Here is a 16,796-nt window from a genome sequence, read left to right as displayed (position 1 = left end):
AAGCGAGGGTGTGCGAGCCGGGGGCGCAGGCGGGGGGCGTAAGCCCTGATCGGTGAGTGCGGCGGGGGCGGCGGGCGTCCGGGGGGCGTGCCGCCGTCCCCCCCGGCTCAGACCCGCATCGGCTTGTCTCCGGGCGAGATCGGTGCGGGCAGCTGCGAACTGCCCGTCAGATAACGGTCGACGGCCGCCGCCACCGCCCGCCCCTCCGCGATCGCCCACACGATCAACGACTGCCCGCGCGCCGCGTCCCCGGCCGCGAACACCCCCGGAACGTTGGTGGCGAAACCGACGTCACGGGCGATCGTGCCCCGCGCGTCGAGCGCCAGCCCCAACTGCTCGACCAGCCCGTCCTCCCGGTCCGGCCCCGAGAACCCCAGCGCGAGCAGCACCAGATCCGCCGGGATCGTCCGCTCGGTCCCCGGCACCGGCTGTCGCCGCTCGTCCACCTCCACCAGTTCGAGCGCCCGCACATGCCCGCCCTCGTCCCCGGTGAAACGCAGCGTCGACGCCGCGAACAACCGCGCGTCCGCGTCCGCCGCAGGCGCCGTCCGCAGCTCCGCCGCCTCCTCGTGCGCGGGCGACAACCGGTAGACCTTCGGATACGTCGGCCACGGCTCCGCGTACTCGTCGCGCTCCGCCCCCGGCTGCGCGTAGATGTCCAGCTGGGTCACCGACGCGGCACCCTCCCGCACCGCCGTGCCCAGACAGTCCGCCCCGGTGTCCCCGCCGCCGACGATCACCACATGCCGCCCCGCCGCCGACAACGGCGAAACCTCCAGATCCCCCTCGCCCACCCGGTTGGAAAGCGGCAGATACCGCATCGCCTGATGTATCCCCTCCAACTCCCGACCCGGCACCGGAAGTTCCCGCCACGCCGTGGCGCCCGTCGCGAGCACCACCGCGTCGTACCGCGTCCGCAGCTCCGCCGCGTCGACGTCCCGGCCCACCGACACCGAGGTGCGAAACCTCGTCCCCTCCGCCCGCATCTGCTCCAGGCGCCGCTCCAGATGCCGCTTCTCCATCTTGAACGAGGGGATGCCGTACCGCATCAGCCCACCGATCCGGTCGTCCCTCTCGTACACCGCGACCGTGTGCCCGGCCCGCGTCAACTGCTGCGCGGCCGCGAGCCCGGTGGGCCCGGAGCCGATGACGGCGACCGTCTTCCCCGACAGCCGCTCCGGCGGCCGTGCCGGCACGAACCCCTCTTCCCAGGCCCGGTCGGCGATCGCGCACTCGACGTTCTTGATGGTGACGGCCGGCTGGTTGATCGCCAGCACACACCCCGCCTCACAGGGCGCCGGACACAACCGCCCGGTGAACTCGGGGAAGTTGTTCGTCGCGTGCAGCCGGTCGCTGGCCGCCCGCCAGTCCTCGCGGGCCACCAGATCGTTCCACTCGGGGATGAGATTGCCCAGCGGACAGGCGTCATGGCAGAAGGGGACCCCGCAGTCCATGCACCGGTCCGCCTGCTTGCTGATGATCGGCAGCAGCGCCCCCGGCACATACACCTCGTCCCAGTCCCGCACCCGCTCCCCGACGGGCCGCCGCGCCCACTCCTGACGTGGCGTGGTCATGAACCCCTTGGGATCGGCCATGATCATCTTCCTCGCCTGGGCACCCCGCACCGGCCGCCCGACCGGCCAAACGCCACCGGACGGCACATATCGGCACTCTTCCGGCCACGATACGACTGCGGGGAGGGCGGCGCAGGGCGGCCGACGGGGTGGGGACGGGGCCGGTGGGTATCGCACTCCCTGGCCGGGGTCACCGTCTGTAGCCGAGGGTGCCTTCCGGTGCCCTCAGCCCACGCCCGCTTCCCCGCCCCCCCTGCCACGCCCGCAGCACTCCCTCCACGACGGGGGCGATCCGGCGCCGGGCCTCATACCGTGCCACCCCGCTCATCAGCAGCTGGTCGTACGGCGTGTCCACATGCCGTACGCCCGCCACGACCGCCGAGATCACCGCACCCTCGGACAGCGCCCGCCCTGCCGCACTGCGCCCCACCCGTCCGCTGCCCCGCACGGAGGCATGCGCCGCGATCGCCCGCGCCCGCTCCACCGGGCAGGCCGGAAACAGCCGGAGTATCTCCGCCGCGAACGCCGCCGCGAACCGCTCGTCCTCCACCCCCCTGCGCCGCGCGTCCCGCGCCCGCCGCCGGCGCCGGGCCTCCGCGTCCGCCAGGCACCGCTCCTCGGCCCGCGCCAGCGCCGCCCCCTCCACGAGCACACCCTGCCGCTCGTAACGGCCCTTGCGCCGGTTGAACCGCACCACCACCGCCGACAACGCGCTCTCCTCCCGCGACCTGCGAGTGAGAGCCGTGTCACCGCGCGGCAGCAGAACCAGGTGCCCGAGATCCGCGCAGCCCAGGCAGTGAGGGGCACCGTCCTCCAGCACCAGTAGCGACAGCGGCCCACGCCGACAGGCGGAACAGCGCTGGTGCTTGATGGGCTGAATGACGACAATCCCGTGCGAGGGACGGGGAGTTGAAGGGGTTTCCATGCTTGTTTCTTCCCCCGTTTCGGTGCGCCGGCTTTCCTCCTCACCCGCTCGGTCTGCGTGGCTGTCGCCGTGCGGCGGGCTTCACCTTGAAGCGAAGCCGTGTCGGGGATGCGTTCCGGTACGAAACGGACCAGCCGTTCAACCTGGTCCTCAGTAATCCGTTCCACGGCACAGGGCCCCCTCGCCCCCGCCCACCCCCTTCCCGCACCCGGCATCATGGCCCTGTGCGACTCGAAGCGATCACCTGGGAACGGCTCGCCGGACTGCTCGCCGACCGGCTTGCCGGGTCGGTGCCGGCCGACGGTGGCGCGTGGCTGCGCGTCGCCTTCGACGGGGCCCCGGCCGCCCGCCCCGGAGACCTGGCCGAGCGGGTCGGTGAGGCGCTCCGGGTGTGCGGCCGGCCCTCGCTGGTGGTCGGAGCGGAGGGCTTTCTGCGCCCCGCCTCACTGCGCCTGGAGCACGGACGGCGCGACGCGGAGTCGTACTACGGCGGCTGGTACGACACCGGCGCCCTGTGGCGCGAGGTGTTCGGCCCGCTCGACCCCGGCGGCAGCGGGCGCGTCCTGCCCGACCTGTGGGACCCGGCCACCGACCGCGCCACCCGCAGCCCGTACATCCAACTCCCGCCCGGTGGCGTCCTGCTGCTCCACGGCCCCCTTCTGCTGCGCCACTGGTTCCCGTTCGACCTGACCGTCCACGTCCTCCTGTCCCCGGCCGCTCTGCGCCGCCGTACTCCCGAAACCGATCACTGGACGCTCCCCGCCTTCGCGCGCTACGAGGCGGAGACCGACCCGGCCACCACGGCGGACGTCCTCGTCCGCGCCGACGATCCACGCCACCCCGCCTGGCGCGGCTGACCTCCGCCGACCGCCCCACCGGAACGGCCGCGTCCCCGCATGGCCCGTGCCGGATCGTCGGCACCCGCCCGCCGCCCGGTATGCCGCCGGTCAGGGCGGTCGTCGCGGCTCAGAGCCAGCCGTTGCGGCGGAACCCCCGGTACAGCGCCAGGCACGCCGCGGCCATCACCCCCATGGCCAGCGGATAGCCGAACCGCCAGTGCAGCTCCGGCATGTGGTCGAAGTTCATGCCGTACAACCCGCACACCATGGTCGGTACGGCGATCACGGCCGCCCATGCCGTGATCTTCCGCATGTCCTCGTTCTGCGCGACCGTCACCTGCGCGAGGTGCGCCTGGAGGATGGAGTTGAGCAGTTCGTCGAAGGCGGCTATCTGCTCCGTGGCGCGGGTCAGGTGGTCGAGCACATCCCGGAAGTACGCCTGTATGCCGGGGGCGACCACCCGCAGCGGCCGGGTGGCCAGGTCCTCCACGGGTCGGGCCAGCGGCATCACCGCCCGCTTCAGCTCCAGCAGTTCACGCTTCATCTGGTAGATGCGCCCCGGATCGAGCCGCGCACCCCCTTCCGAGAACACCTCCGTCTCCACCTGGTCGATGTCGGCCTGCACCGCGTCCGTCACACTGAGATAGCCGTCGACCACATGGTCCGCCAGTGCGTGCAGCACCGCCGCCGGCCCCTTGGAGAGCTGGTGCGGGTGTGCCTCCAGCTCCTCGCGCAGCGGCCCGAGCGAGCCGTGCCGGCCGTGCCGCACCGTGATGACGAAGTCCTCGCCGACGAAGGCCATGATCTCGCCGGTGTTCACCACCTCGCTGGTCGCGGTCAGCCGTTCGTGCTCCACGTAGCAGACGGTCTTGAACACCGCGAACAGGGTGTTGCCGTACTGCTCAAGCTTCGGCCGCTGATGAGCCTCGACCGCGTCCTCCACCGCCAGCGGATGCAGGTCGAACAGCTCGGCGACGCCCGCGAACTCGCGGTCCGTCGGCTCGTGCAACCCCAGCCAGACGAAGCCCTCGCCGGTCTTGCGGACCATCCGCACGGCTTCCAGCAGATCGGTGCACTGCGGTACCCGTATGCCGTCCTGGTACGTCACGCAGTTGACCACGGAGGAGCCCAGCGGTGAGCGGGCGGGATGGCTCAGGTCCACGCGCGGCCGCCGCCGGGTCAGCTGAGCGACCTTGCGCAGGCCGCCGGCCGTGCCCAGCTTCGTGACCTTCCGCAGATTCCCTGCCATGGACATCCGGGTCTCCTCGTGTGGATCTCCCCCTGCGACGCTTTCGCGCCCTGGCTCGAAAGTGTGCCAGTCCCGGGCAAAGAGCGGGCAAGCCTGTGGGAACACGGAGTTCCGCTTTGTTCCCGCCTGTGGAAAACCCCCGCCCGCCTCCGCGGAGCCGGCCGTCCACCCCTGCGACGCCAGCCGCCCGCCCCCGCGGAGCCGGCCCCTCGTCCCAGCGGTGCCGACCGCCCGGACCCGCCAGTCACCTGCGATGATGCGCGACATGACAGCATCCGACGGATATCTCCTGGACAACCAGCAGCGCGAGGCGGGGGAGCGCTTCGACGCGTTCGCCACCCTGTTCGACCCCACGACCTTCCGGCACATCGAGGCCCTCGGTATCGAGCCGGGCTGGCGCTGCTGGGAGGTCGGGGCCGGCGGCACCTCCGTGGTGTCGTGGCTCGCACGGAAGGTGGGACCGGACGGCGCGGTCGTCGCCACCGACATCGACACCTCGCGGCTGGCCCCCGTGGACCACCCGCCGGTGGAGATCCGCACCCACGACGTGGGCGCCGAGGAGCCGCCGGGGGAGGGATTCGATCTGGTCCACGCCCGGCTCGTCCTCGTCCATGTCCCGGACCGCGCACGCGCGTTGAGGTCCATGATCCAGGTGCTGAAGCCCGGCGGCCGACTGCTGATCGAGGACGCAGACCCCGCCCTCCAGCCGCTCACCTGCCCCGACGAGCACGGCCCCGAGCAGCGGCTCGCCAACCGGCTCCGCCAGGGCTTCCGCAGCCTGCTCGCCGAACGGGGCGCCGACCTCTCCTACGGCCGCCGACTGCCGCGCCTGCTCCGGGAGGCCGGACTGCGCGGCGTCGAGACCGACGGCTTCTTCCCCATGACCTCGCCCGCCTGCACCGCCCTGGAAGCCGCGACGGTCCGCCAGATCCGCGGCCGCCTCCTCGACGCGGGCCTGGCCACCGACGAGGAGATCGACCAGCACCTCGCCAACGTCGAGACCGGTGACATGGACCTGACCACGGCACCGATGATCTCGGCGTGGGGCCGCAAGGCGTAGCCCGTCCCTCGACGCGGCGCGCGGCATCTCGCGCGCGGCCAACCCGCCCGTACCCGGCTCGACCGGCACCGGCGCAACCGCCTCGCCCGACGGTTCTGTCGGCCACCCCGCCCCTCAGCCGCTCCGCGCCACGCCCTCCCCGGCCACCCGCCCCGGACGTGGTGGTCTGCCGCCGATCCGGGCCACCGCCCGCGCGCCCGCCCGGCACCCCCGCGCCGCCGCCTCCGTCGGGTCCGCGCCCGCGAGGAGGGCGGCGAGGAAGGCGCCGGTGAAGGCGTCACCGGCGCCCGTGGTGTCCCGCGCGCTCGCCGGTACGGCCGGGACGCGCACCGGCGCGCCCCCGGAGCGGGCGACCAGCGCCCCGTCCGCCCCCGCCGTGACCACCACCAGCGGGACGACACGGCTCAACTCCGCCGCCGCGTCGGCCGGTTCCGTCAGCCCCGTCAGCAGGCAGGCCTCGTCGCGGCTGGGCAGCAGCGCGTCCAGCCCCTTGGCGAAGGCGAGGAACCGGTCGGCCCCCAGCTCCAGCAGGAAGCCGGCCGACGCCGGATCCATGCTGACCGGCACGCCCCGCGCGCGTGCGGCATCGAGCGCGGTCCGCGCGAGCGCCCGGCTCGACTCCGTGAAGAGTAGATAACCCGACAAGTGCAGCCAGCCGACCCCGTCGAGCAACGCGTCCGACCAGTCCGCGGGCTCCAGCCGCAACGACGCCCCGCTGTCCGTCAGGAACGTACGTTCGGCCGCCGCGCCCGCGTCGACCAGGCACACCACCGTCCCGGTCGCCGCCTGCGGGTCGGTCACCAGCAGCGGCCGTACCCCGGCCGCGACCAGCTCCCGCTCGTGCCACTCCGCCGCGTCCGCGCCCACCCGGCCGAGCAGCCGTACGTCCGCACAGCCCGAGTGAGCCGCCCAGCAGGCCACGTTGGCACCCGCGCCACCCGGCACCGTCCGGATCACCGCGGCGGTGTCCGTGCCGGTCGCGAGCGGCCCCCGGTGCCGGGCGACCACGTCCGTGACGACGTCCCCGACGACCAGGAGCGCTCCCGTACGGCCCCCGGTCACCCCCGCGCCCACGCCGTGGCGATCCGCGCCCCCAGCCGCACATTGCCGCGCACCGCCGCCAGGTTGGCGCGCAGCGACGCACCGTCCGTGTGCCGCACGAGGTAGTCGAGGAGGAACGGCGTCACCGCCTGACCGGTGACGCCCTGCTCCGCACAGGCGGCGAGCGCCTCGTCGAGCACACGCGCGTGCAGCTCGGGATCGAGCTGCTCCGCCTCCGGTACCGGATTGGCGACGATCAGCGCGGACTCCGCCCCGCCCAGCGCGTCCTGGGACCGCATCACCTGTGCGACCTCCTCGGGGCCGTTCAGCGTCCAGTCGACCGGATACCCCGAGTCGGAGAGGTAGAAGCCGGGGAACCGGTCCGTGCCGAATCCGGCGACGGGCACGCCCAGCGTCTCCAGCCGTTGCAGGGTCGCGGGCACGTCCAGGATCGACTTCACGCCCGCGCACACCACCGTGATCCCGGTCCGCGCCAGCAGCCCCAGGTCGGCCGACTCGTCCTGCGTCACCGTCCACTCCCGGTGCACCCCGCCGAGCCCACCGGTGGCGAAGACCCGGATGCCCGCCAGCGCGGCCAGCCGCGCGGTCGCCGACACGGTGGTCGCCCCGCTCGCCCGCGCCGCCACGGAGAACGGCAGATCGCGATGGCCCAGCTTGCGGATGCCGCCGTCCTGGGCGACCCGCTCCAGCTGTGCCTTGTCCAGACCGATCAGCGGGCGCCCGTCGAGCACGGCGACGGTCGCCGGCACCGCGCCCTCGGCGCGTACCGCGTGCTCCAGCTCCAGTGCCACCCGCAGATTGCGCGGGCGGGGCAGACCATGGGCGATGATCGTGGACTCCAGGGCCACCACCGGCCGCCGTGCCTCGATCGCCTCCCGGACCTCTTCCGACACCACCAGCACCATGTGCCCGCCTCCTGTCCGCCGGTCCCTGCCGCTATCCCTGGCGGGCGCCGGCCACGGCTAAACACCCAAGGGCCCGGCGGCGCACCCGAAGCGGCCACACCTGGCCGAACGGCGACCGGCCCTGGCCGGATCCGGCGGGCGCCCGCTCAGAACAGCGGCTCGGGCAGCACCCCTTCCAGGGCGAGCAACTGCCGCTTGGTCTCCAGCCCGCCTCCGAACCCCCCGATTCCGCCGTCGCGCTCGACCACCCGGTGGCACGGCACGACCACCGGCAGCGGATTGGCGCCCATCGCCGCGCCCACCGCCTGCGCCCCGCCGGGCTGCCCGACCCGGCCGGCGAGATCGCCGTACCCCACCACGCTGCCGTACGGCACCCCGGCCGCCAGCTCCCGCAGCACCTGCCGGTTGAACCCGGAGATCAGCGACCAGTCCAGCGGCAGCTCGAAGTCCTGCCGCTCACCCGCGAAGTAGGCCCGCAGCTGACGTATCGCCTCGGCCAGCACCGGCGCCTGCGGATCCGCCACGGGCGCGCTGCCGAACCGCGCCGCCAGCCGCTCCAGCGTCCGCTCGCGCACCGCGTCGGTGGCGTGGAAGACCACGTTGACCAGTCCGTTCCTGGTCGCCGCCAGCATCAGCGGGCCGATGTCGGTCTCGACGACGGTCCACACCACCCGCTGCTCGTCCTGCCCATGGCTGTCCATGCGCCCACGGTACGACCCGCCACTGACAACGCCCGCCACCCCGGCTCGGCCCGCCCCGGAACCCCCGCGCCCGCCGATCCGGCCCGCCTGCCCCGCAACGCCCGCGCCCGCCGCGCGGCCCCGCACCGGCATCCCGCCCACGTGCCCCCGTCCGGGGCCCGGCTCACTTCGGGTCCAGCGCCGCCCGCACCACGTCCGCCTTGCTGCTGATGATCCCGTCGACGCCGTACCCGGCGACCTTGCGGGCGGTGACCTTGTCGTCCACCGTCCAGGCGTACACCCCGAGCGGCCGGCCGTGCGGCCCGCGGACGCCGTGCACCGCCGACACGTACGACTTGGTGAGTGACCCGTACGACGGATTGATCAGGTCGGCGAAGCGCGCGTACTGCTTCAGCTGGGAGACCGGGGGCGCCCCGAGGTAGGCCGTGGTCAGCGCGGGCTTGAGTTCGTGCACGGTCCGCACGCTGTCGGCGCTGAAGCTCTGCACGACGAGCCGCTTCAGATGGCCGCGGTCCAGCCAGCCCTCGTTGCCGAGGACCTTCAGGATCTGCTGCTCGATGCCCGGATACAGCTCCGGGTTCTTGACCTCCAGGAGCAGGCTCTCGTGGTTGCGCTCGACGCGGCGCATGTACTGCTCCAGCGTCGGCACGCGCGTGCCCGCGAAGGCGGGGGAGAACCAGCTTCCCGCGTCCAGCCGGGCGATCTCGGCGGCGGTGAAGTCCTTCACCTTCCACGGCGCCCGGCCGGGGAAGACCTTCTCGGCGTTCGTGGTGCGCTTCAGGCTGTCGTCGTGGATGACCACCAGTTGGCCGTCCTTCGTCCGCTGGACGTCGTTCTCGACCCAGGTGGAGCCCAGCCGCGCCGCCTCGTCGATCGAGGGCAGCGTGTTCTCGGGAGCGTAGGCGGGGGCGCCCCGGTGGGCGATCACCAGGGGCGGCCGGACGCCCGCCTTGGCGTCGGAGGTGAGGCTCACCAGGGCCACCGCGGACAACACCGCCAGGACCACGGCGGCCATCGCGGCGACCAGGCGCGTGTGCATGCTTACTCCTCGCGTCGAACGGAAACCCACAGCACCGGACCGACGACCCATGGCACGGACCGGCAACCGACAGCACCAGAGTGACAGCAGAGCGGCAACGGGACGCGGCCGCACGAAGGTCACATATGCCGGTAAGACGCCGCCTGGCGCTCACCGGTGGCTCACAAGTGGGGCAAGCCCGTGTTTCTTTGTCGGAAAGTCGTTCGACCATTCCGGTGGCAGTCATACTCTCAGCGACACCCCGGCCGCCCGCGCGGTCCTGGTACGGCGCGCATTTTCGGGGTTTCCGGGACGGATGAGGGCGAAGGGCAGCCGCGGATGCAGGGCACGGTCGACGGTTTCGGCTACGGGGCGGTCACCCCGTTGGTGGCCTATCTGATGGCCTGCCTCGGCGGCGCCCTCGGGCTGCGCTGCATCACCCGGTCCCTGCTGGTCAGGCACTCGCGACGACCGGCCTGGCTGGCCCTCGGCGCCGCCGCGCTCGGCTGCGGCACCTGGACCATGCACTTCGTCGCCATGATGGGCTTCAGCATCGAAGGGGCCCCCGTCCACTACGACGAGCCGGTCACCTACGCCAGCCTCGGGCTCGCCGTCGTCATGGTCGGCGTGGGTGTCTTCATCGTCGGCTACCGGGGCGCCACCGGGGCGCCCCTCTTCACCGGCGGCACCGTCACCGGGCTGGGCCTCGCCTCGATGCACTACCTCGGCATGGCCGGGATGCGCTTCCACGGCAGCTTCGCCTACAGCACCCCCACCGTCGTCGCGTCCGTCGCCATAGCGGTCGCCGCCGCCACCGCCGCCCTGTGGGCCGCCGGACGCGCCCGCGGTCTGCTGCCCAGCGTGGGGGCGAGCCTTCTGATGGGCCTTGCCGTCAGCGGCATGCACTACACGGCCATGGCCGCCCTCAGCGTCCACCTCGACGGCACCGCCGAGACCACCGCCGACACGCCGGACGCGTCCGCGCTCGTCCCCATGCTGCTCGGCCCCCTCGTCCTCCTGGTCCTCGCCGGCGTCGTCGTGATCCTCGACCCGATGCTGGTCCTGCGCCGCCCCGAGCAGGCGCCCGCCCTTCCCGCACCGGGTGTCCCGGCGACCGCCCTCGCCCCCCGCACCGCCCCTCACCTGCACCGACACCCCGGCAGGGGGCCCGTACGGCAGGGCGCCCGCACCCCGCAGAACCGCTGACCGGGCCCCGTTGTCAGTGGGGGGTCGTACGGTTGATGACATGCGGCCCGTTTCCCACATCGAACGCACGGTGGCGCCCATCGAGGTCGTCAGTTCCTACCAGCCCAGCGGCGACCAGCCGACGGCCATCGCCGAGCTGGCCAAGCGCATCGAGGCCGGCGAGAAGGACGTCGTCCTGCTGGGCGCGACCGGAACCGGCAAGTCCGCCACCACTGCGTGGATGATCGAGAAGCTCCAGCGCCCCACCCTCGTGATGGCGCCGAACAAGACCCTGGCCGCCCAGCTGGCCAACGAGTTCCGCGAGCTCCTCCCGAACAACGCGGTCGAGTACTTCGTCTCGTACTACGACTACTACCAGCCCGAGGCGTACGTCCCCCAGTCGGACACCTACATCGAGAAGGACTCCTCGATCAACGAGGAGGTCGAGCGGCTGCGCCACTCGGCGACCAACTCGCTGCTCACCCGCCGCGACGTCGTCGTGGTCGCCTCCGTGTCCTGCATCTACGGCCTGGGCACCCCGCAGGAGTACGTGGACCGCATGGTCCCCCTCAGAGTGGGTGACGAGGTCGACCGGGACGAGCTGCTGCGCCGCTTCGTCGACATCCAGTACACGCGCAACGACCTGGCCTTCACCCGCGGCACCTTCCGCGTCCGCGGCGACACCATCGAGATCTTCCCGGTCTACGAGGAGCTCGCCGTCCGCATCGAGATGTTCGGCGACGAGATCGAGGCGCTGTCCACGCTCCACCCGCTCACCGGCGAGATCATCAGCGAGGACCAGCAGCTGTACGTCTTCCCGGCCTCCCACTACGTCGCCGGCCCCGAACGCATGGAGCGGGCCGTCAACGACATCGAGAAGGAGCTGGGCGAGCGCCTGGCCGAGCTGGAGAAGCAGGGCAAGCTCCTGGAGGCCCAGCGGCTGCGGATGCGCACCACCTACGACATCGAGATGCTCCGCCAGATCGGCACCTGCTCCGGCGTGGAGAACTACTCGATGCACTTCGACGGCCGCTCGCCCGGCTCCCCGCCCAACACCCTGCTCGACTACTTCCCGGACGACTTCCTGCTCGTCATCGACGAGTCGCACGTCACCGTCCCGCAGATCGGCGCGATGTACGAGGGCGACGCCTCCCGTAAGCGCACCCTCGTGGAGCACGGCTTCCGCCTGCCCTCCGCCCTGGACAACCGGCCCCTGAAGTGGGAGGAGTTCCAGGAGCGCATCGGCCAGACCGTCTACCTGTCGGCCACTCCGGGCAACTACGAGCTGTCGCGCTCCGACGGCGTCGTCGAGCAGATCATCCGCCCGACCGGCCTGGTCGACCCCGAGGTCGTCGTCAAGCCCACCGAGGGCCAGATCGACGACCTGGTGCACGAGATCCGCAAGCGCACCGACAGGGACGAGCGCGTCCTGGTCACCACGCTCACCAAGAAGATGGCCGAGGACCTCACCGACTACTTCCTGGAACTGGGCATCCAGGTGCGCTACCTGCACAGCGACGTCGACACCCTGCGCCGCGTGGAGCTGCTGCGCGAACTGCGCGCCGGTGAGTACGACGTCCTGGTAGGCATCAACCTGCTCCGCGAGGGGCTCGACCTGCCCGAGGTCTCCCTGGTGGCGATCCTCGACGCCGACAAGGAGGGCTTCCTGCGCTCCGGCACCTCGCTGATCCAGACCATCGGCCGCGCGGCGCGCAATGTCTCCGGCCAGGTCCATATGTACGCCGACAAGATCACCCCGGCGATGGAGCGGGCCATCGACGAGACCAACCGCCGCCGTGAGAAGCAGATCGCCTACAACAAGGCGAACGGCATCGACCCGCAGCCGCTGCGCAAGAAGATCAACGACATCGTCGCGCAGATCGCCCGCGAGGAGGTCGACACCGAGCAGCTCCTCGGCAGCGGCTACCGCAAGTCGAAGGACGGCAAGGGAGCCAAGGCCCCCGTGCCCGCGCTGAGCGACAAGGCGGCCAAGGGCGGCAAGGCGGCCAAGGGTGCGAAGGGCAAGGCCGCGGCCGCGGTGCCCACGGACCGTCCGGCGGCCGAACTCGCCGAACAGATCGAGGAGATGACCGAGCGCATGCGCGCCGCCGCCGCGGAGCTCCAGTTCGAGATCGCGGCCCGGCTGCGCGACGAGGTCTCCGAGATGAAGAAGGAGCTGCGCCAGATGCGGGAGGCGGGCATCGCCTGATCCGGGACACACCGTCCGGGACATGCCGCCGGACCTCGGCATACACGCGGAGTGTTGCAACACCGACACAAAGCGCGGGCCGGGGTTCGGCGGTGTCGGTGCCCCTGCGTAGGGTTCTGATCAGCCGCGCGCTGCGCGACAACAGGGGACCTTCGAGAGGGGATTCAGCCGTGTCCGTCAACTTGACCAAGGGTCAGGCCATCAGCCTGGAGAAGAACGACGGGGGCACCCTCACCGCGGTCCGTATGGGGCTGGGCTGGCAGGCGGCCAAGCGCCGGGGCCTGTTCGGCTCGCGCACCAAGGAGATCGACCTGGACGCCTCCGCGGTGCTTTTCGCCGAGAAGCAGCCGGTCGACGTCGTCTTCTTCCGGCACCTGGTGAGCGACGACGGATCGGTGCGCCACACCGGCGACAACCTGGTGGGCGGCGCCGGTCAGGGCGGTGACGACGAGGCGATCCTCGTGGACCTCCAGCGCGTCCCTGTCCACATCGACCAGATCGTCTTCACCGTGAACTCCTTCACGGGCCAGACGTTCCAGGAGGTGGAGAACGCGTTCTGCCGTCTGGTGGACGAGTCCAACGGCCAGGAACTCGCCCGCTACACGCTGGCCGGCGGCGGCGAGTACACCGCCCAGATCATGGCCAAGGTGCACCGGGCGGGCTCGGGCTGGACGATGACCGCACTCGGTACCGCCGCCAACGGGCGCACCTTCCAGGACCTGATGCCGGCGATCCTGCCGCACCTGTAGACGCGGGTCCGGCGGGCGGGGCCTTACGACGACACGGCACGGGGGCGACGGGGATGACGGCCGAGCTGGTGCGGGGGCAGAACCATCTGCTGTCGCGGATCCGGCTGGAGATCCGGATCCAGGCCGGAGCCCCGGTCCTGGCCGGGGTCACGCTCGCCGACGAGAACGGCACGGTGCACGGCCCCCAGAGGGTCGCCCACCCTGGCGCCCCCGCACTCCCCGGCATCGAGGTCCCCAAGCGGGCCGCCGCCGAACACCGCCTGGCCGTGGACCTGTCAGCCGTGCCGGAGGCCGTCCACCGGGTCGGCGTCTTCCTCGCCCTGCCCACCGGGACCACGGGCCCGCACCGCTTCGGCGCCGTCCCCGCCCCGCACACCGCGGTGCACGGCCCCGACGGCACCGCGATCGCCCGCTACACCATCACCGGCCTGGACACCGAGGCAGCCGTCATCGCCCTGGAGCTGTACCGCAGACAGGGCGCGTGGAAGATCCGCGCGATGGGCCAGGGATACGCCGACGGCCTCCCGGCCCTCCTCGCCGACCACGGCCTGCCGGAGCCCGACACGCTCGCCACCGTCATACACGGAACGACGACTCCCGGCCCCGCGGCCGCGTACGACCATCACACGCACCGCACGGACGACGCGGGCCGCGGCGGCCCCTACGACCCCCCGGCGCCAGAGGACGTACCCACCACCGGCGGGCCGGTCGACTACGCGCATCCCCGCCGCACACGGCACACCGCCCCGCCCCCGCCCCGCCCGGTGGCCTCCCCGGCTGCCGAAGGACAGCCCGCCCCGCCGGTCGCGGGCGACGCCGTGGGCTGGTCGATGCAGGAGCGGCTGTACAACCAGGTCTGGGGCATGTTCGAGGACCTGGCGCGCACCACGGCCGCGTACCGCAGCGCCGTCGACTTCGCCGACACCCGTCTGGAGAAGGAACTCGACCAGGCCCTCGCCGACCCGCGCGCCCGCCTCGGCGACGGGAACGCGGCCGCGCGCGAGGCGGCCCGGACCCGCCGGGACCAACTGGCCGATCGGGCGCGCGCCGCCCTCGACCGCGACCTCGCCCAGCTGACCGCGGAATCCGAGGTGGTGGAACCGGTGCTCCCGCCCGCCTACGCCCGCTGGGACAGCCCCGTCTGGCACGGCTACCGCGTGCCCACCGAGCCGCCGATGGCGCTTCGGCTCGGTGATCTGCATATGCCCGAGAGCCTGCCGTTGCGCATTCCGCTGCTGGTCAGGCTGCCGCTGGAGCACGGTCTGTGGATCGACAGCGGGGCCGCGGACATGCCCGGAGATTCCTTCACGGCCTCGGACGCGCCGCGGCAGTCGGCCATGGAGGCGGCGGTGACGCTCGCGGCGCGACTGCTCGCCGCGTATCCGGCGGGGGAGTTCGCCGTGCGGGTCATCGACCCGGCCGGCGCGGGCGCACGTGCGCTGTGGCCGCTGACCGGCGCCGGAGTACTCGCGGCGCCGCCCGCGACCGGGGCGGCGGGCGTCACGGAGGTGCTGGAGCGGCTCACCCGGCGGGTCGATCTGGTGCAGATGGCGATGCGAGTCGGCGTGGCCGCGTCGCTGCCGGACGATGTGGACACCGCGCAGCAGCTGCTGATCGTCAACGACTTCCCGCACGGCTTCGACGACCGGGCCGTCACGCGGCTGCGCTACCTGGCGGACGAGGGCCCGGCCGTCGGCGTGCACCTTCTGCTGGTGGCGGACCGTGCTGATGCCGCCGCCTACGGTCCCCTGCTGGACCCGCTGTGGCGCTCGCTGATGCGCCTCACGCCCGTCCCCGACGATCACTTCGCCGACCCCTGGGTGGGTCATGCCTGGACCTACGAGCCCGCGCTCGCGCCGGCCGGCAGCCGGATCGTGGAGCAGGTGCTCGGCGAGGTCACCGCCGCTAGGACCAAGTGCAGGTAAAGATGATCTGACTTGGGGTTTTGATCTTTTCTTTGCTTTTCTCTTTACCAACGCTTGGTCGTTGGGGTACTGTTTTCCGTGCGGAGGGGAGTACTCCCTGACTGCGGCGCACCCGTCAGTACGGACCGGTTCCGGTCCCGGGGCGTCGGCCCCCGTGCGGGTGGAAGAGACCTCCGGCAGTGACAACGCATCTGTGCTTGCCATCTCGAAATGCCGGAGGTTGCCGTGGAAGTTTCGATGACCCTGTGGGTCCTGACCATCGTGGGCCTTGCCGCCCTGATCGGCTTCGACTTCCTCATCGGGCGCAAGCCCCACGAGGTATCGATCAAGGAAGCGGGCATCTGGACCGTCGTCTGGATCGTCCTGGCCGGTCTCTTCGGCCTCGGCCTCCTCGTCTTCGGCGGCGGACAGCCGGCCGGAGAGTTCTTCGCGGGCTACATCACCGAGAAGTCGCTGAGCGTCGACAACCTCTTCATCTTCGTGCTGATCATGACGAAGTTCGCGGTTCCCGCCCTCTATCAACGGCGCGTCCTGCTCATCGGCGTCCTGATAGCCCTGGTGCTGCGAGCGGTGTTCATCGCCGCCGGAGCCGCGATCGTCACCAGCTTCTCCTGGGTGTTCTACCTCTTCGGCGCCTTCCTCATATGGACCGCCTGGAAGCTCGTCCAGGAGGCCCGCGCCGACGACGAGGGCGAGGAGGAGTTCGAGGAGAACCGGCTGCTGAAGGCCGCGGAGCGCAGGTTCGGCGTCGCCGACCGGTACCACGGCACCAAGCTGTGGATCCGGCAGAACGGCAAGCGGATCATGACCCCGATGCTGGTCGTGATGCTCGCCATCGGCACCACCGACATCCTGTTCGCCCTGGACTCGATCCCCGCCATCTTCGGCCTGACCCAGGACCCGTACATCGTCTTCACCGCCAACGCCTTCGCGCTGATGGGCCTGCGCCAGCTGTACTTCCTCCTCGGCGGCCTGCTGAAGAAGCTGGTCCACCTCTCGTACGGCCTGTCGGTCATCCTCGGCTTCATCGGCGTGAAGCTCGTGCTGCACGCCCTGCACGAGTCGGGCGTCCCGGTACCCGAGATCAGCATCCCGGTCTCGCTCGGCGTGATCTGCGGCGTCCTGGTCATCACCACGGTCACCAGCCTCATGGCCTCCAGGAAGCAGGCGGCCGCAGCCGTGGGCGCCGACACGGAAGGCGCCGAGAAGAAGGAGTCCGTGGACATCTGACGGTCGGCCCGCACGGCTGGCTCGCACGGCTCGTAAGGGCCACCACCTACGAAGGGGCCTCCGCGAGCGGAGGCACCCTCGCCGGACATGATCGGACACGCGGCCCCCGGCCCGAGCCGGTGCCGGGCGCCGCGGAGAAGGGACGGAAGCATCCGGAACGGACAG

The 16,796-nt window shown here is 71.9% G+C and carries 14 protein-coding genes; 7 read left to right on the top strand and 7 right to left on the bottom strand.

Annotated features, from left to right (window positions below; genetic code table 11):
• Nucleotides 1–107 precede the first annotated feature (107 nt).
• Both AC069R_RS18805 and AC069R_RS18800 read right to left on the bottom strand, forming a co-directional pair.
• Entirely contained in the window at nucleotides 108–1,595 is a 1,488-nt protein-coding gene (locus AC069R_RS18805) for a glutamate synthase subunit beta (RefSeq protein WP_478767930.1), read from the bottom strand.
• 169 nt (nucleotides 1,596–1,764) lie between these two features.
• Nucleotides 1,765–2,499 (bottom strand): DUF2293 domain-containing protein, encoded by a 735-nt coding sequence (locus AC069R_RS18800; RefSeq protein WP_478767929.1) that lies wholly within the window; start codon nucleotides 2,497–2,499, stop codon nucleotides 1,765–1,767.
• Nucleotides 2,500–2,723: 224 nt separating this feature from the next.
• Between AC069R_RS18800 and AC069R_RS18795 the strand changes: the two genes are divergently transcribed.
• Nucleotides 2,724–3,356 (top strand): nucleoside/nucleotide kinase family protein, encoded by a 633-nt coding sequence (locus AC069R_RS18795; RefSeq protein WP_478767928.1) that lies wholly within the window; start codon nucleotides 2,724–2,726, stop codon nucleotides 3,354–3,356.
• Nucleotides 3,357–3,465: 109 nt separating this feature from the next.
• On the opposite strand, the gene AC069R_RS18790 is transcribed toward AC069R_RS18795, so the two are convergent.
• On the bottom strand, nucleotides 3,466–4,593 hold the full coding sequence (locus AC069R_RS18790; RefSeq protein WP_478767927.1) for a magnesium and cobalt transport protein CorA: 1,128 nt from the start codon (nucleotides 4,591–4,593) through the stop codon (nucleotides 3,466–3,468).
• 259 nt (nucleotides 4,594–4,852) lie between these two features.
• Between AC069R_RS18790 and AC069R_RS18785 the strand changes: the two genes are divergently transcribed.
• Entirely contained in the window at nucleotides 4,853–5,647 is a 795-nt protein-coding gene (locus AC069R_RS18785) for a methyltransferase domain-containing protein (RefSeq protein WP_478767925.1), read from the top strand.
• A 114-nt stretch (nucleotides 5,648–5,761) separates the two neighbouring features.
• On the opposite strand, the gene AC069R_RS18780 is transcribed toward AC069R_RS18785, so the two are convergent.
• The 4 genes from AC069R_RS18780 to AC069R_RS18765 all read right to left on the bottom strand — a co-directional run bounded on the left by AC069R_RS18780 (nucleotide 5,762) and on the right by AC069R_RS18765 (nucleotide 9,354).
• Nucleotides 5,762–6,721 (bottom strand): carbohydrate kinase family protein, encoded by a 960-nt coding sequence (locus tag AC069R_RS18780; protein WP_478767923.1) that lies wholly within the window; start codon nucleotides 6,719–6,721, stop codon nucleotides 5,762–5,764.
• Nucleotides 6,706–7,614 carry a pseudouridine-5'-phosphate glycosidase gene (locus tag AC069R_RS18775; protein WP_478767922.1) on the bottom strand — a complete coding sequence of 303 codons (909 nt, stop codon included), beginning with the start codon at nucleotides 7,612–7,614 and terminating at the stop codon, nucleotides 6,706–6,708. The genes AC069R_RS18780 and AC069R_RS18775 overlap by 16 nt, the downstream gene beginning before the upstream one ends.
• Nucleotides 7,615–7,760: 146 nt before the next feature.
• On the bottom strand, nucleotides 7,761–8,315 hold the full coding sequence (locus AC069R_RS18770) for a methylated-DNA--[protein]-cysteine S-methyltransferase (protein WP_478767921.1): 555 nt from the start codon (nucleotides 8,313–8,315) through the stop codon (nucleotides 7,761–7,763).
• A gap of 163 nt (nucleotides 8,316–8,478) precedes the next feature.
• Complete coding sequence (locus tag AC069R_RS18765; RefSeq protein ID WP_478767920.1) at nucleotides 8,479–9,354, bottom strand: glycerophosphodiester phosphodiesterase; 876 nt, start codon at nucleotides 9,352–9,354, stop codon at nucleotides 8,479–8,481.
• Between the two features lie 318 nt (nucleotides 9,355–9,672).
• On the opposite strand from AC069R_RS18765, the gene AC069R_RS18760 reads away from it, so the two are divergent.
• The 5 genes from AC069R_RS18760 (at nucleotide 9,673) to AC069R_RS18740 (ending at nucleotide 16,631) form a co-directional block, all read left to right on the top strand.
• Nucleotides 9,673–10,539, top strand: coding sequence for an MHYT domain-containing protein (locus tag AC069R_RS18760; protein WP_478767919.1), 867 nt, complete (start codon nucleotides 9,673–9,675; stop codon nucleotides 10,537–10,539).
• Between the two features lie 40 nt (nucleotides 10,540–10,579).
• A complete protein-coding gene (gene uvrB / locus AC069R_RS18755; protein ID WP_478767918.1) occupies nucleotides 10,580–12,727 on the top strand; it encodes an excinuclease ABC subunit UvrB in 2,148 nt (715 codons plus the stop codon).
• 170 nt (nucleotides 12,728–12,897) lie between these two features.
• The gene (locus AC069R_RS18750) at nucleotides 12,898–13,476 is read left to right on the top strand and encodes a TerD family protein (RefSeq protein WP_478767916.1); all 579 of its coding nucleotides are present in this window, start codon (nucleotides 12,898–12,900) and stop codon (nucleotides 13,474–13,476) included.
• A 53-nt stretch (nucleotides 13,477–13,529) separates the two neighbouring features.
• Nucleotides 13,530–15,401: a TerD family protein gene (locus tag AC069R_RS18745; RefSeq protein WP_478767915.1), complete on the top strand. Its 1,872-nt coding sequence runs from the start codon at nucleotides 13,530–13,532 to the stop codon at nucleotides 15,399–15,401.
• A gap of 225 nt (nucleotides 15,402–15,626) precedes the next feature.
• Entirely contained in the window at nucleotides 15,627–16,631 is a 1,005-nt protein-coding gene (locus AC069R_RS18740; RefSeq protein ID WP_478767913.1) for a TerC family protein, read from the top strand.
• Nucleotides 16,632–16,796 lie beyond the last annotated feature (165 nt).

It is taken from the genome of Streptomyces sp. NPDC043952, assembly GCF_056435325.1.
This window is presented reverse-complemented; position numbering and strand designations above follow the sequence as displayed.